Origin of the sequence: Antiquaquibacter metalliresistens (genome assembly GCF_029211225.1) — a bacterium.
Taxonomy (GTDB): Bacteria; Actinomycetota; Actinomycetes; order Actinomycetales; family Microbacteriaceae; genus Rhodoglobus; species Rhodoglobus metalliresistens.
The window spans coordinates 165258-180071 of the sequence record NZ_JARGEM010000003.1 but is presented as its reverse complement, the minus strand read 5'-3'; the positions used below and the strand labels follow the sequence as shown (position 1 = coordinate 180071).

The window sequence follows — 14814 nt, the reverse complement described above, 5'->3', positions numbered from 1 at the left end:
AAACGCGGCTTTAGGCGTCGCGCTTCTCCTTGATCTTCGCCTTCTTGCCGCGCAGGTCGCGCAGGTAGTAGAGCTTGGCGCGGCGCACGTCACCGCGGGTGACGATCTCGATGTGGTCGATGATCGGGGAGTGCACCGGGAAGGTGCGCTCGACGCCGACCTGGAAGCTGACCTTGCGCACGGTGAAGGTCTCGCGAACGCCCTCGCCCGAGCGGCCGATGACGACGCCCTGGAAGACCTGGATACGCGAGCGCGTGCCTTCGACGATGTTCACGTGCACCTTGACGGTGTCGCCGGCGCGGAAGTCCGGGATGTTGTCCTTGAGGGACGCGGCGTCGACGTTGTCGAGGATGTGCATGATGATTCGCTCTCTGCGCCCGCCACAAGTCGGACACGGTTCAGTGATTCGTGAAGAATGGATGCGGTGCCGCGAACCTCCGGCCCCCTGTGGCAGTACCGGGGCGGCACACGAACCCCAATTCTCGCACATGAGCGGCGTGCCGTGCCACTCACAGCGAAATAGGACGATCGGCGACGGTATCCTGGGACGGACAGGAAGAGTGCAGCACCCCATGACCATGAGCACCACCAAAGCCGCGATCGTCTCTCCGGTGCCGGTCCAAGCCGCCATCCGCACCGAACCCGTGCAGCAGCGCAGCGCCGACCGCATCACGAACCTGCTCGACACCGCCGCCGCACTCATCGACGAGCAGGGCATCGACGGGCTCACGACGAGCGATGTCGCTGTCGCATCCGGCTCCTCGGTCGGCGTCGTCTACCGCTACTTCCCGAACATCCAGTCGCTGCTGACCGCGCTCGCCGCACGCAACCTCCAGCGCTTCACCGAGCGCGTGTTCGGCGATTCCGCGGATGCGCCCGGCTCGTGGACCTCCGCGATGAACTCGGCGATCGACGCCTACGTGGACCTGTGCCGCCATGAGCCCGGGTTCCGTGCGCTCGGGTTCGGCGATGTGATCGCCCGGCGGGTGCTGAAGCCCGACTCGGACAGCAACAACGCCGCCCTGGCCCGCGCCTTCAACGAGCTGCTCGTGGAACGGTGCGGCCTGCAACCGAGCGACGAGCTCACCTTCGACATCGAGGTCGCGATCGAGATCGGCGATGCGCTGTTGAACCGCGCGTTCCAGACCGATCCGGCCGGCGACATCCGCTTCATCGACAAGCTGCGCGTGATCGTCGACGAGTATCTGGCACCGCACGCCCAGACGGCTAGGCTCGCCGGGTGATCGAACTGCGCACTCCCGCCGAGATCGAGCGGATGCGAGCGGCGGGCGCGTTCGTCGCGAGCGTGCTCGAAGCGACGGCGGCGGCATCCAAGGTCGGGGTCAACCTGTTGACGATCGACCGGATCGCCCACGACATGATCCGCGCCGCCGGTGCGGAGAGCTGCTACATCGACTATCACCCGTCGTTCGGCGGGTCGCCGTTCGGCAAGGTGATCTGCACCTCGGTCAACGACGCCGCGCTGCACGGGCTCCCCCACGACTACACGCTGCAGGATGGCGACCTGCTCTCGCTGGACTTCGCGGCATCCGTCGACGGCTGGGTCGCCGACTCCGCGATCACCTTCGCGGTCGGCACGCCCCGCGATGAGGACCTGCGTCTGGTCGAGGTCACCTCGGCGGCGCTGGATGCCGGCATCGCGGCGGCCACGGTCGGCAACCACATCGGCGACATCTCGGCGGCGATCGGCGATGTCGCGCACGCCGCCGGCTACAAGGTGAACCTGGACTTCGGCGGCCACGGCGTCGGCCATGAGATGCATGGCGATCCGCACATCGCCAACGACGGTCGCCGTGGACGCGGGCTGCCGTTGCGGGCGGGCCTCGTCTTCGCGATCGAGCCGTGGTTCATGCTCGGCACGGACAAGATCTACACGGATGCCGACGGCTGGACCCTGCGCAGCAAGGACGGCTCACGTGCCGCCCACTTCGAGCACACCGTCGCGGTGACCGAGTCGGGTCCCGTGGTGCTCACCGCCCGAGGGTAGACGGGCTAGGTCTCGCCGCCCGGCAACAGGTCGGGCCGCACCCTGCGCGTGCGCTCCAGCTGCTGCTCTCGCCGCCACGCCGCGATCGCGCCGTGGTTGCCGCTGGTCAGCACGGCGGGCACCTCGAGCCCCCGCCACGTCGCCGGCTTCGTGTAACTCGGATACTCGAGCAGCCCGCCCTCGTGGCTCTCCTCGGTGAGGCTCTCCGGGTTGCCGATCACGCCGGGCACGAGCCGGCCGATCGCCTCGATCATGGCCATCGCGGCGACCTCGCCGCCGTTGAGCACGTAGTCGCCGAGGCTCAGCTCACGCACCGTGGCGACGGATGCCGCGTACTCCACCACCCGCTGGTCGATGCCCTCGTACCGCCCGCAGGCGAAGACCAGGCGCGGCGCGGTGGCAAGCTCCCGAGCAATCGCCTGGGTGAAGCGCTCGCCGGCGGGGCTCGGCACGATCACGATGGACTCCGGGCGCAGCACCTCGTCGAGCACCTCGCCCCAGGGCTCGGGACGCATCACCATGCCGGCGCCGCCGCCGTAGGGCGTGTCATCCACCGTGCGATGCCGGTCGTGCGTGTAGTCGCGCAGGTCGTGCACGGCGACGTCGATGAGGCCGGTCTGGCGGGCCTTGCCGAGCAGTGAGACATCGAGCACGCCGAAGAACTCGGGAAAGATCGTGACGATGTCGATGCGCACCCGTCGAGCCTACGGCCCCGACGCCGACCGCGAGCGCGCCGGACCCATCCGACAGCGGAGGACGGCGCGCCGATGGGCGGCTTGCGAGTCGCGCTCGCCGGCGTGTCATCCTCCCGAATGGAGCTGGGTCGGAGTTCTCCCCCGAATCCTGGCTACCGCGATGTCACGCGACGCCATGCGGCCACCATCGGGCATGGATGTCGCCGCCCACCTCCGAAGCACGGAACCCGCCGCGCGAGCCTCGGCCCTCATTCGCGCGGGGTTCACTCGCGCCGGGCTGCGGTCGGCGGTCGCGTCGGGCGCTGTGGTCCAGGTCCGTCCCGGGTGGCTCGCGATCCCGGACGCACCGATCGAGATCGTCGCCGCGGTGCGGCTGGGCGGGCGGCTCGGCTGCGTCTACCTCGCGGACCACCTCGGACTGTGGGCGCCGGCCAGCGACGTGCTCCATGTCGCCGTCCCTCAGCACGCGGGGCGAGCACTGGTCGGCACGCCCGGCGTCGTGCTGCACTGGCGCTCCGCCCGGTGGCGCGACAATCCTTCGCCCCTCGAGTCGCGCGCCGACATGGTGAAGCAGCTGGCGACGTGCCTCGCATCCGAGGATGCCGTGGCGACCATCGACTCGGCGCTCCACGCCGGGGCGGTGAGCTGGCTGGAGGTGGAGTCCGCGCTTGCGTCGGTGCCGTCGATGCTCGCCGAGATCGATGGGGCCGCCGAGAGCGGCGGGGAGTCACTCGCGCGGTGCCGGCTCAGGCGCCGCGGCATCCCGGTGCGGGCACAGGTGCGAATCGGCACCCTCGGCCGTGTCGATCTCCTGGTCGGCGATCGCCTGGTGCTCGAGATCGACGGACGACGATGGCACACCGATCCGAGCTCGTTCGAGCGGGATCGCGAGCGGGACCTCGAGCTGGCGATCCTGGGCTACCGCGTGATTCGACTCAGCCATCTGCAGGTCACGCTGGACTGGGCTCGGGCCGAGCGGGGCATCCTGCAACTGATCGCCCGACGCGAGCACCTCTGGCCCCGTGGACGGGTTCCGCAAACCACCATTGCGGAGGATGGCGCGCCGTCGTGGGGGCGACACCAGGCCTCATGCGGCGTGTCGTCCTCCGAAATGGCTTGAGCGCGCTGAGCGGGAGTGGCGTCCGGGTGCGCTGAGCGGGAAGCGCTGCGCGTGCGGGCCCGAACGGGCTACTGGGCCGAGGGCGCCGGGGCTTCGTCCGGGAGGTCCTCGTCGGGCAGCTCCTCGAAGAGCCCGAGCGGCGGGTCGACGGTGAGCGTGCCCGCCTTGACGTCGACGGCGGTGACGATGGCCTTGACGAACGGCACGAGCACCTCGCCGGTGTCGGTGGCGACCGTGATCAGATCCTGGGCCGGGAAGTGGTCGATGCGCGCGACGGTGCCGACCTTGCGGCCGTCACGCAGCACGTCGAGACCGACGAGCTGCTCGTCGAACCAGGCATCCTCCTCCGTCTCGGCGAGGTCCTGCTCGACCCAGAGGATGGCCTTGATGAGGGTCTCGGCAGTGGATCGGTCGTCGATGCCCTTGAAGAACGCGACGGGCTGCAGGTTGTAGTACCGCAGCTCACGCAACTCGAGGGTCTTGCCGTGCCAGGGCGAGCTTGTCGGCACCTGCAGGGTGAAGACGGCACCGGGAACGAAGCGCTTCTCCGGAACATCGGTGAAGAGCTCGATCTTGATCGCGCCCTTGAGCCCGTGCGCCTTCGTGAGCCGCCCGACCCGCAGTTGGGTGTGACTCGGGCGCGGTGCTGCCGGTGTTGCCACTCTAGAAGTCGGTGTCGACGACGTCGACTCGTACCTTGCGGCCGTCGGCCAGCGCCGCGACCAGGGTGCGCAGAGCCTTGGCCGTACGACCGGCGCGACCGATCACGCGACCGAGGTCCTCGGGGTGCACACGCACCTCGAGGACCTCGCCGCGCTGCGAGTTCTTCGCGACGACCTGCACCTCATCGGGGTGATCGACGATCCCCTTGACGAGGTGTTCGAGAGCGGGAGCCAGCAAGCTCAGGACTCCTCGGCCGGCGCGTCGTCGGTGCCCGCGACGGGCGCCTCGTCGGCGGCGTCGGCGGCCGGGGCCTCCTCGGGGGCGCCGTCGCTGACGACGGATGCCTCGGCGGCGAGGTCGTCGCCGGTTGCGGCAGCGGCATCCTCGTCGGCGGCCTTCGGCTCCTCGGCCTTGGCAGCGGGCTTCTCGGCCTTCGGCTTGAGCACCGGCTTCTTCTTCTCGTCGACGCTGAAGGCGACGGGCGCCTCCTTAGTCTTGACGGTGCTCTTGGCGTTCTTGTCACCCTTGAAGATGCCCCAGTCGCCGGTGAGCTTGAGGATGGCCTCGACCTGCGGGGAGGGCTGAGCGCCGACACCGAGCCAGTACTGGGCGCGGTCGGACTTGACCTCGATGAACGAGGGCTCCTCGGTGGGGTGGTACTTGCCGATCTCCTCGATGACGCGACCGTCGCGCTTGGTGCGCGAGTCGGCGACGACGATGCGGTAGTACGGCGCGCGGATCTTGCCCAGGCGCTTCAAACGGATCTTGACAGCCACAATTCTCCTGAATTGACGTATGTGTATTGGTGGCGAACTGCCAGCCGTGAGCGTGGGGTGCACACTCGGCGTCGAAAGCTCTGATGGTGTCCGTCCGAGCCAGATAGAGGGTCGGGCAGCGGAGGACTCAACCGCCTATTCTGCCACGTTTCCGACGGAACGCGGAACGGGAACGGGAATCCGGCTGCGCCGACGCGACAACCCGACGCCGATGAGGCAGATCACGCCGCCGATGATGGCGATCACGGCCGGAACCTCGCCGAAGATGAGCAGGCCCAGTACGACCGCGAGCGGCGGCACGATGTAGGTGGTGACGCCGAGCTGACCCGCCGGCATCCGGGAGAGGGCATAGGCCCAGGTGCTGAACGCGAGCGCCGTCGGCACCGCACCGAGGTAGATCATGCCGAGCACAGCCTCGGCCGGGGCGGTCTGCACACCGCTGATGAGTTCGCCCGTGAACGGCAGGCAGACCACGAAGCCGATGGCGCAGCCGAGCCACGTCACCTGCGCGTTCGGGAGGCGTTTGAGCGCGGGCTTCTGCAACAGCACGCCCGCGGCGTAGGTGACCGCGGCCAGGAGCGCCCAGAGCACCCCGGCTCCCCCGAGGCTCGCCCCGCTCGTGCCCAGGCCGATGAGCACGACGCCGACGAAGGCCACGCCGGCGCCGATCGCGAGCCACTTCGGGATGCCCTCGCCGAGGAACACGCCGGCCCCGAGCGCGATGAGGATCGGCCCGATGTTGACGATCATCGCGGTCGTTCCCGCATCCAGGGTCTGCTCGGCGATGTTGAGGGCGATGTTGTATGCACCGAACCAGAACACGCCGAAGCCGATGATCTGCAGCCACTCCCGACGATTCGGCGCGACCCACCGCCGACCGATGAGCACCACGATGCCGAGCAGCAGCGTGCCGACGGCGAGACGACCGAGGGCGAGCGCACCGCCGGAGAAATACGAGGCGGTGCCGCGGATCACGATGAACGCGCTCGCCCAAGCGAGGATCGTCACCGCGATCGCGACGAGAACCAGGGGGGCAAGCCCAGTGCGGGCGGTGGAAGCGGTACTCACCGGTTCAGGCTAGGCCCGACCCCCGACGGAGGCGTCGCTGCACGAACGCGATGGCAGAAACCCGCTGATCGCTGGCAGTCAGCGACCGCCGACCGTGAGCGGCCACGGACGCACCCGTTCGAGCTGGGCCGCGAGGCCGAGAATCGTCGCCTCCCCCGCACCATCGGGGCGCGGGAGCACCGCGAGCTGCACCGCGAGCGGCACCCCGGCGCTCGCGTGCCATCCCGCAGGCACGCTCGCCGCCGGCCAGCCGAGCAGGTTGAACAACGAGGGGTAGGGCGCGTAGCGGATGTTGGCCATGAGGTTGGCGTACCAGCTGCGCTCTCCCCAGCGAACCGCCTCGATTCCAGGCTGGGCGAGGGTCGGCGTGATGAGCACGTCGTAGTCCTCGAAGAACGCGGTGACCCGAGCGCGGATCCGCGCCACCGGGCGTGGCGAGAGCCAGCCGAGCCGACGCGCCAGTCGCCCGAGCCGGGCGTGCGTGCGGATGCGCGGCTCGAGCTTGCTCGCATCGAGGCCCGCGACATCCGTCGCCGTGCCCCCGAACCACCGCGCCAGCAGCGGCAGCGGGTTGGCCGGGTACGGGAACGAGACCTCGGTCACGGTGTGCCCCAGCGCGCGGAGCGCCTCGGCGGTCTCGGCGGCACCACGCCGGAACTCCGGGTCGGTGCGCACGAGCGCAGAGGGTTCGTTGGTCGCGAGGGCGACCCGGAGGGGCGCTGTGGGCTCGGTGACGGTCGCGAGGGCCGGGCGGCCCGCGAGCACCGAGAGCATGAGTGCGGCATCCGCGACCGTCGTCGCCAGCGGTCCGTTCTCGCTCATGCCGAACCAGGCGTCGACCCCGATCTCCTGGGGCACGAGCCCCGAACCCGGCTTGAGACCGAACAACCCGCAGTTGGCGGCGGGGATGCGAATCGACCCCATGCCGTCGTTGCCGTGCGCGATCGTCACGAATCCGGATGCCACGGCCGCGGCACTCCCGCCGGACGAGCCACCCGACGTGCGGTCTCGGTTCCACGGGTTGCGGGTGATGCCGAAGACCGAGTCGGTCGCTCCGAAGACGCACAACTCGGGCACGCGGGTGAGACCGACGACGACCGCTCCGGCGTCGCGCAGCCGGGTGACGACGGGATGGTCGGCCGGCTGGGGATCGTCCGAGGTCGCCGCGGAACCGTCGCGCAGCGGCTCCCCCGCGACGGGGATGTTGTCTTTGATCGCCACCGGCACGCCCGCGAGGGGCAGTCGTGCGCGATCGGCGCGGGCATCCACCGCGGCGGCCTCGGCGAGCGCCTTCTCGGCGCGCACGAGCTGGAACGCGCCCACGTCATCCCCCGTGATCCGCTCGAGGGCCGCACGGGTGGCGTCGACGGCGGTGGTCGTTCCCGCGCGTACGGCGGTGGCGAGCTCCACGGCGGTGAGGAGGGTCATGCCCTCATCGTAGGACCGAGTGGTCCGGCGCGAGGAGACCGACGATCAGGCGTTCTGCGCGTCGCGCCAGGCCAGCCAATCCTTGACGATGCCGAGGTCGTAGTCGGGGCCCGAGATGCCCACCGTGAAGAGCGTGACGCCGCGCTCCCGCAGCGCGTCGGCGCTGACGAAGTCCTTCGCACGCTGCTCGTTGGAGATCTCGATCTCCGAGATGTCCCGGCCCACCTCGTCGCACCAGCCGCGCAGCACGTCGAGCTTGTGATCGAGCATCTCCGGACTCACGAACGAGTGCCAGATGTCGGCGTGCTGGGCGACGATGCGCAGCGTCTTCTGCTCGCCACTGCCGCCGATGAGCACGGGGATGTCGCGAACCGGCGCCGGGTTGAGCTTCGCCCACCTCGCCTCGATGCGGGGCAGGGCCTCGGCGAGCGCGTTCAGGCGCTGCCCGGCGGTGCCGAACTCGTAGCCGTATTCGTCGTAGTCGCGCTCGAACCAGCCCGACCCGGTGCCGAAGATGAAGCGGCCGCCGCTGATGTGGTCGAGGGTGCGGGCCATGTCGGCCTGCAGGTCGGGGTTGCGGTAGCTGTTGCAGTTGACGAGCGTGCCGAACTCGATGCGGCTGGTCAGCTCGGCCCACGATCCGAGTTCCGTCCACGCCTCGAAGTGCAGTCCGTCCGGGTCGCCCGAGAGCGGGAAGAAGTGGTCCCAGTTGAACAGGATGTCGGCGCCGAGATCCTCGATCTCGCGCACCCGATCGCGAATCAGAGCGTACGGGGCGTGCTGGGGCTGGAGCTGGATGCCGATGCGGACGGGGCGTTCAGAAGTCACTGAATCAACACTACGACTCCTCGGCAGCGTGCACGGCGTGCACGGTCGCCGACTTCGGGTAGCCGACGGGATCGCGCTGCTCATCGGTCGAAAACTCGAACAGCGCGATCATGAGCTGCTGCGGGTAGGGCGGCGCTTGCCGGAACTCCGCGACCACCTCGCCGTCGATGAGGATTCGGCTCACCCCATCACCCCACTGCGCACCGTAGCGGTGCGGCCCGGTAAAGTCGAAGTCGATCGGGATGTCGCGCACATCCTCACGCAGTCGCGGGTCGTGATGCGGCTTGATGCCCAGTCGCACCGTCGATGCGGACGAACCGAACAACTCGGCGATGCAGATCTCCCCGGATTCCTCGGGCCGCCGTTCCTCCCCGATGAGCCAGATACCGAGCATGCATGTCGGATCCGGGCTCGCCGACACCGTCACCTCGACCCGCCCAGACCTGCCCGCCCAGAGCCGCCGGGGTGGAACGGCGGTGACCACGCGCAGGTCGTCGCGGGGCCGATCCTGGCCGACGGCATCCCCGACTGGGCCCGAGAAGGTGCCGGTCTGGAGGGCCGACACCCGCATGAGGCCGGTGGCCGGTAGCCACGCGGGCTGGTCCGCGTCGATGCGCAAGCGGATGCCGTCGCCCCCGAGCTCATAGCGTGCCAGGGAACGCTCGGGGGTCGTCCAGTGCGGCAGGTACGCGTCCAGCCATGTGCGGGCGTCGAGGGCCGGACCATCGAACCGGTCGTGGATCTCGCGCATCCTCTCAGGGTGTCAGGAACCGCCGACGCGACTCTGTGGTGCCGGGCCGGTGGAGTCCCGCACGAGGAGCGTCGTGTGCAGCCGCTGCTGGTGCGCACGCGAGCTGTCTGCCGCGGAGATCGACTCGACCAGGAACTCGGCCGCCAGTCGCCCCTTGCTCTCGATCGGCTGCCGCACGGTCGTGAGGGATGGCATCGACCAACTCGCCTCCGCAAGATCATCGAAGCCGCTCACCGACACCTCGGCGGGAACGGACACCCCGGCCTCACGCGCCGCGTCCAGCACGCCGAGGGCGATAATGTCGCTGAAGGCGACGATCGCGGTCGGCCGATCTGGCCCTGTCCACAGGCTCTGGAATGCGCGCACGCCTCCCGCTCGCGTGCACGGCACCTCGAGCACGCTGATGCCGTCGCTCTCGGGGGTGAGACCGCGGGTCGCGAGGGCTGCGATCGCTCCCTGCATGCGCCGGAGCATCGGTCCCCGCCAGTGCGCGTATCCGCCGTCGATGCCGGTCTCGATGGCGAGAATCGCGATCGAACGGTGCCCGAGATCGAGAAGATGGAGCACGAGCTGCTCGATGCCGTCACTGTCGTCGATCTCCACCGAGGGCACTCCCTCGTGGATCTCGCTGTCGACGAGCACGAACGGGATGCCGCGCTGCCGCAGCGCGCTCACCTCCCCGCGGTCGTACTCGAGTCCGCTCACGATGAAGCCGTCGACCGCCGCGTACGGAATCGTCTTGAGCATCGAGCCCCGCAGCGGCGGGGCGAGCAGCAGCGTGAACCCCTCGCGTTGGCAGGTCTGCCCGATGCCCTGCAGAAACTGTGAGTAGTACGGGTTCTCGAGCACCTTGTCGAGCTGTTGCGGCAGCAGCAGGCCGAGGCTGTTCGTGCGGCGGGTCCGCAGCATCCGTGCCGCCGGATCCTGCGAGTAGCCGAGTTCGGCGGCGACGGCGAGGATGTGCTTGAGCGTCGCCTCGGACAGGCGCGAGTTGTCGTTGAAGGCGAGCGAGACGGCCGTCTTCGAGACGTTCGCCCGCTCGGCGACGTCTTGCATGGTCACCCGACGCGCCTTCATGCCGGTCGGCCTCCTCTCGCAAGTACGACGATAGCCGTCGGCGGCACCTCGATCGCCCCGTGCATGGCGGTGCCGGCGCCGTAGACGATCCTGCCCAGGCCGCCATCGAGCATCACGGGCTCGGCGCTACGGTTCACCACGAGGGTCACCGCCTCGCCGTCGGCGGCGGTCCGGGTCATGATCGCGACGTCGTCCCCGAGCGACGCCACGTGTTGCGCGCCCCTTCGCAGCGACGGATGCTCCGCTCGCAGCGCGACGAGCTCGCGCAGGTGGGTGAGCAGGTCGTGGTTCCAGTCGGCTTGGTCCCAGGGCATCGTGCCGCGGCATCCGGGGTCGTTGTCGCCGGTGAGCCCGACCTCGTCGCCGTAGTAGATCATCGGGGCGCCCTGCGCCATGAGCAGAAGCGCGTAACAGAGCTTCACCGCGTCGAGATCGCCGCCGAGGCGGGTGACGAGTCGCTCCGTGTCGTGACTGCCGAGCAGGTTGAGCATCGCCGGTCGGGCGGCCTCGGGCACGCGCGCCGTGAGCTCGTTCATTCCCTCCGCGAACTGCTGCGCATCGATCGCGCGGTCGGCGACGAAGCCGAGCACGAGGTCGCGCAAGGTGTAGTTCATGGTGCCGTCGGCGAGGTCGCCCTGCAGCCAGTGCTCGGGCGCGCGCCACTCCTCCGCCACGATGTAGAGGTTCTCGTCGATGCCCTTCACCACGTCACGGAAGCCGCGCCAAAAGTTGTCGTTGATGAAGTACGGCACGTCGAGCCGCCAGCCATCGACGCCCTGTTCGATCCAGTACCGCGCGACCTTGTAGTGGTGCTCGCGCACCTCGGGGTTGTAGGCGTTCCACTTGGGCAGGTAGTAGCAGCCGGAGCACGTGCGGTAGTTCGGCTCGGGGTGCGGCTGCACCGGAAAGCTCTCCACCGAGAACCAGTTGACGTACTCGGATGCCGCCTCCTTCTCCACGACGTCACGAAACGCCCAGTGACCGTCGCCGCAGTGGTTGAGCACCGCGTCGAGCACCACGCGGATGCCCCGCGAGTGGGCCGCGTCGAGGAAGGCCTTGAACGCGTCGAGGTCACCGAGCCGGTGATCGATCGCGAAGTAGTCCTTCGCGTCGTAGCGGTGATTGGTGTCGGCCTCGAAGATCGGGGTCAGGTAGATGGCGTTGGCCCCGAGCGACACGATGTGGTCGAGGTGGCCGGTGATGCCGGCGAGGTCGCCGCCGAAGAAGTTGTCGCGCGTGGGCTCCGCCCCCCAAGGTTCGACCCCTGGCGGATCGAGAGCGGGGTCACCGTTCGCGAATCGCTCCGGGAAGATCTGGTAGAAGACGGCGTCGGCGAGCCAGTCGGGGGTGTGCATGCTGTCAGTCCTTCAATCCGCTGGCGGCGATCCCACGCACCAGGGCGCGCTGGAAGATCATGAACACGATGATGCTGGGCACGGTCGCAGTGAGCGTGCCGGCCATGAGGTAGTTCCAGGAGGTGCCATAGCGTCCCTGGAAGGCAGAGAGTCCGATCTGGATGGTGCGCAGCTCATCCGAGTTGGTCACCAACAGCGGCCAGAGGAAGTCGTTCCAGGCGAACAGGAAGCTGAAGATCGCGAGCGTTGCGAAGGCGGGCATCGCGAGCGGAACCATGATGCGGAAGAACGTACCGATGCGACTGCAGCCGTCGATGCGTGCGGCATCCTCCAGTTCCCCGGGGATCGACGCGAAGTACTGTCGCAGCAGGATGATGCCGAAGACGTCCGCCAGTCGCGGCACGATGAGGCCGGTGTAGCTGTCGATCCAACCGAACGAGGCCACGAGCGAATACGCGGGGATGATCGTGACGAACGTGGGCACGATGAGCGCCGCCAACAGGATCACGAACAGCGCGTTCTTGAACGGGAAGCGCAAGCGCGCGAAGGCGTAGGCGGCGAAGGCGTCGAGCACGAGATGACCGGTGACGATGCCGGCCGCCATGATCAGGCTGTTGAGGTAGTACTGCCCGAAGGGCGCGGCCTCCCAGGCGACGACGTAGTTCTCCCAGTGCCACGAGGTGGGGAAGATCGAGCCGTTGGAGTAGGTCTCGGCACGGGTCTGCAGCGAGGTGGTGAACATCCAGAGGAACGGCAGCACCACGAAGGCCGCGCCGACGATGAGCACGGCGTGGCGGGCGAGGGCGATTGCAGTGGTTCGCTTCATCGCAGCGGGGACTTTCCCGAGCCGGAGGCTCGCCAGTTGACCAGGGAGACCCCGAGCACGAGGAACAGCGTCACGAACGCGATCGAAGTGCCGTAGCCGAAGTCGCTCAACCGGAAGGCCTCGCGATACATGATCATGCCGAGCACCTCGGTGCCGCCCTGTGGTCCGCCACCGGTGAGGATGTAAACCAGGTCGAACGCCTGGAAGCTCGTGATGAGGGCCTGTACGACGACGAAGAAGGTCATGGGCTTCAGCAGCGGGATCGTCATGAACCGGATGCGCTGCCAGAAGCTCGCGCCGTCGATCTGCGCCGCCTCGAAGACGCCCTCCGGCAGCGCCTGCAGCGCGGTGAGATACAGAATCGCATTGAATCCGACGTTCTTCCAGACCGTCAGCAGGGTGAGCGCACCGAGCGCGAGCCAGCGATCCTGCAACCAGTCGGGACCTTGGATGCCCACCTGCCCCAACACCGTGTTGACGAAGCCCGAGGGGTCGAGCATGTACCGCCAGACGATCGCCGCGGCCACGGACGAGGTGACCGCGGGGAGGAAGTACACGCCGCGGTAGAAGCCGCGGCCCCGCAGCGGCGCATCCAGCAGCAAGGCCACGACGAGTCCGGAGGCCACGCTCAGCACGCACACCCCGAAGGCGTAGATGCAGGTGACCGTGAGCGAGTTCCAGAATTCCGGGTCCTGCGCCAGTCGCACGTAGTTGTCGAAGCCGATGAATTCCTTGACCGGCGAGAACCCGTTCCACGAGGTGAGGCTGATGTATCCGGCCGAGACGATCGGATAGATCACGAAGATGCCGAGCACCGCGAGCGCGGGCAGCAGGAACAGTCCGGCGGTGAGCACCTCTTCGCGGTTGTACCGCTCCCGCGGGGAACCGCCCCGGCCGCCTGAGCGACCGGGGCGGATACCGGACTGCAACTGGGTCAACGACTAACCCTTGGCGATCACGTCGTTGACGGCCTGCTCGGCGTTCGCGAGGGCATCCTCGACCGAGACGGCACCGGTGAGGGCCTTCTCGATCTCCTTCGCGAAGGCCAGCGAGATCGCCGGGTACAGCGGAGTGTTCGGTCGGGCGTGGGCGACGGCCATCTGCTCTACGTACGGGCGCAGACGCGGCTGGTTCTCGTCCACCCAGCCCAGGTACTCGTCGCTCGTGGCGATCGAGTTGGTGACCGGAAGCATGCCGGTCGCCTCACTCCAGCTGAGCACCTGCTCGGGCTCGAGGAACCAGGCCAAGAAGTCCGCCGCCGCCTTCGTCGTGGCCTCGCCGTTGTCGAAGACCATCGCCTGCTCGCCGCCGAGGTTGGTGGCCGGCGTGCCGTTTTCCGGGTACGGGGCCGTGCTCACGCCGAAGTCGAAGGGCGGGTCGGGGGCCCAGATGCCGACCATCCACGATCCGTCGGTCGCCGAGGCAACCTCGCTCTTGCCCAGCTCGCCCCACGCGCCGACCTTGCTCAGGCCGGAGTCGATGAGTTCCTTCCAGTACCCCAGGGCCTCCTCGCCCGCCGCGGTGTTGAAGGCGGCCGCGCTGTTGTCGGCGGTGAGGAATTCGCCGCCGGCCTGCCAGAGGTTGACCTGGAAGTTCCAGGTGAGCCCCTCGCCGTTGTCGCCGGCCTGAGTGAACAGCTCGTAGGCGGGCTTGCCGGTCTTGGCGAGGATCGTCGCGCCATCCGCCTTCAGCTCCTCCCAGGTGATGGGCGGCGAGTCGGGGTCGAGACCGGCCTCCTCGAACAGCGTCTTGTTGTAGATGTAGCCGAGGTTGTTGGCTGAGACCGGTACCGAGACCTGCTTGCCGTCGATCGTGCCGAAGGAGGTCAGGGCGGGGTTGATGTCGGAGAGCACGTCGGCGGGCAGCAACGGGCCGAGGTCGGCAAGGGTGCCGATCTGGTTGATCTGCGGCACCCAGACCAGGTCGCCGATCGCGATGTCCGGCAACGTGTTCGAGGTGGCCGAGGCGCGCAGCTTGGTCAGGAAGTCGGCGTTGGGCACGTTCGAGGCCTTGATCACCACGCCCTCGTGGCTGGCGTTGTAGTCGTCCACCATGGCATCGAAGGTGTCGGCGTTCGTGCCATCCCAGTAATGCCAGACGGTCACCTCGACGTCGCCATCGCCCGAGCCGCCCCCGGCGGTGCAGCCGGTCAGGGCGAGCGCGGCGGCTGCGCCGATCGCGGCGAGCCTCAGTAGTGTGCGGTGCATCATTGCTCCCTC

Annotated in this window: 16 protein-coding genes and 1 pseudogene; 3 read left to right on the top strand and 14 right to left on the bottom strand. The window is 68.6% G+C overall.

Annotated elements, in window-relative coordinates; all coding sequences use genetic code 11:
• Positions 1-10 precede the first annotated feature (10 nt).
• Entirely contained in the window at positions 11-358 is a 348-nt protein-coding gene (gene rplS, locus PYV02_RS06430) for a 50S ribosomal protein L19 (protein WP_275757335.1), read from the bottom strand.
• Positions 359-578: 220 nt separating this feature from the next.
• Between rplS and PYV02_RS06425 the strand changes: the two genes are divergently transcribed.
• Positions 579-1244, top strand: coding sequence for a TetR/AcrR family transcriptional regulator (locus PYV02_RS06425; RefSeq protein ID WP_275757333.1), 666 nt, complete (start codon positions 579-581; stop codon positions 1242-1244).
• Positions 1241-2008 carry a type I methionyl aminopeptidase gene (map, locus tag PYV02_RS06420; protein WP_275757331.1) on the top strand — a complete coding sequence of 256 codons (768 nt, stop codon included), beginning with the start codon at positions 1241-1243 and terminating at the stop codon, positions 2006-2008. The genes PYV02_RS06425 and map overlap by 4 nt, the downstream gene beginning before the upstream one ends.
• Before the next feature lie 5 nt (positions 2009-2013).
• Here the strand turns inward: map and trmD are convergent, their stop codons facing one another.
• A complete protein-coding gene (trmD, locus tag PYV02_RS06415; protein ID WP_275757329.1) occupies positions 2014-2703 on the bottom strand; it encodes a tRNA (guanosine(37)-N1)-methyltransferase TrmD in 690 nt (229 codons plus the stop codon).
• Positions 2704-3007: 304 nt separating this feature from the next.
• Between trmD and PYV02_RS06410 the strand changes: the two genes are divergently transcribed.
• On the top strand, positions 3008-3823 hold the full coding sequence (locus tag PYV02_RS06410; protein ID WP_275757327.1) for an endonuclease domain-containing protein: 816 nt from the start codon (positions 3008-3010) through the stop codon (positions 3821-3823).
• A 68-nt stretch (positions 3824-3891) separates the two neighbouring features.
• On the opposite strand, the gene rimM is transcribed toward PYV02_RS06410, so the two are convergent.
• The 12 genes and pseudogenes from rimM to PYV02_RS06350 form a co-directional block, all read right to left on the bottom strand.
• Entirely contained in the window at positions 3892-4485 is a 594-nt protein-coding gene (gene rimM / locus PYV02_RS06405) for a ribosome maturation factor RimM (RefSeq protein ID WP_275757325.1), read from the bottom strand.
• 1 nt (position 4486) lies between these two features.
• Entirely contained in the window at positions 4487-4723 is a 237-nt protein-coding gene (locus PYV02_RS06400) for an RNA-binding protein (RefSeq protein ID WP_275757324.1), read from the bottom strand.
• A gap of 140 nt (positions 4724-4863) precedes the next feature.
• Positions 4864-5262: pseudogene (rpsP, locus tag PYV02_RS06395) on the bottom strand (30S ribosomal protein S16); the annotation flags it as partial.
• Between the two features lie 135 nt (positions 5263-5397).
• Positions 5398-6330, bottom strand: a complete 933-nt coding sequence (locus tag PYV02_RS06390) for a DMT family transporter (protein WP_275757320.1) — start codon at positions 6328-6330, stop codon at positions 5398-5400.
• A 78-nt stretch (positions 6331-6408) separates the two neighbouring features.
• Positions 6409-7758, bottom strand: coding sequence for an amidase (locus tag PYV02_RS06385; protein ID WP_275757318.1), 1350 nt, complete (start codon positions 7756-7758; stop codon positions 6409-6411).
• A 45-nt stretch (positions 7759-7803) separates the two neighbouring features.
• Positions 7804-8586 (bottom strand): LLM class F420-dependent oxidoreductase, encoded by a 783-nt coding sequence (locus tag PYV02_RS06380; protein ID WP_275757316.1) that lies wholly within the window; start codon positions 8584-8586, stop codon positions 7804-7806.
• A gap of 10 nt (positions 8587-8596) precedes the next feature.
• Positions 8597-9337 carry a glycoside hydrolase family 16 protein gene (locus PYV02_RS06375; RefSeq protein ID WP_275757314.1) on the bottom strand — a complete coding sequence of 247 codons (741 nt, stop codon included), beginning with the start codon at positions 9335-9337 and terminating at the stop codon, positions 8597-8599.
• Between the two features lie 12 nt (positions 9338-9349).
• Positions 9350-10393, bottom strand: coding sequence for a LacI family DNA-binding transcriptional regulator (locus tag PYV02_RS06370; protein ID WP_275757949.1), 1044 nt, complete (start codon positions 10391-10393; stop codon positions 9350-9352).
• 17 nt (positions 10394-10410) lie between these two features.
• On the bottom strand, positions 10411-11769 hold the full coding sequence (locus tag PYV02_RS06365; RefSeq protein WP_275757312.1) for a glycoside hydrolase family 13 protein: 1359 nt from the start codon (positions 11767-11769) through the stop codon (positions 10411-10413).
• A gap of 4 nt (positions 11770-11773) precedes the next feature.
• The gene (locus tag PYV02_RS06360; RefSeq protein WP_275757310.1) at positions 11774-12595 is read right to left on the bottom strand and encodes a carbohydrate ABC transporter permease; all 822 of its coding nucleotides are present in this window, start codon (positions 12593-12595) and stop codon (positions 11774-11776) included.
• Positions 12592-13533 carry a carbohydrate ABC transporter permease gene (locus PYV02_RS06355; protein ID WP_275757307.1) on the bottom strand — a complete coding sequence of 314 codons (942 nt, stop codon included), beginning with the start codon at positions 13531-13533 and terminating at the stop codon, positions 12592-12594. The genes PYV02_RS06360 and PYV02_RS06355 overlap by 4 nt, the downstream gene beginning before the upstream one ends.
• A gap of 3 nt (positions 13534-13536) precedes the next feature.
• A complete protein-coding gene (locus PYV02_RS06350) occupies positions 13537-14802 on the bottom strand; it encodes an ABC transporter substrate-binding protein (RefSeq protein ID WP_275757305.1) in 1266 nt (421 codons plus the stop codon).
• Positions 14803-14814: the final 12 nt, after the last annotated feature.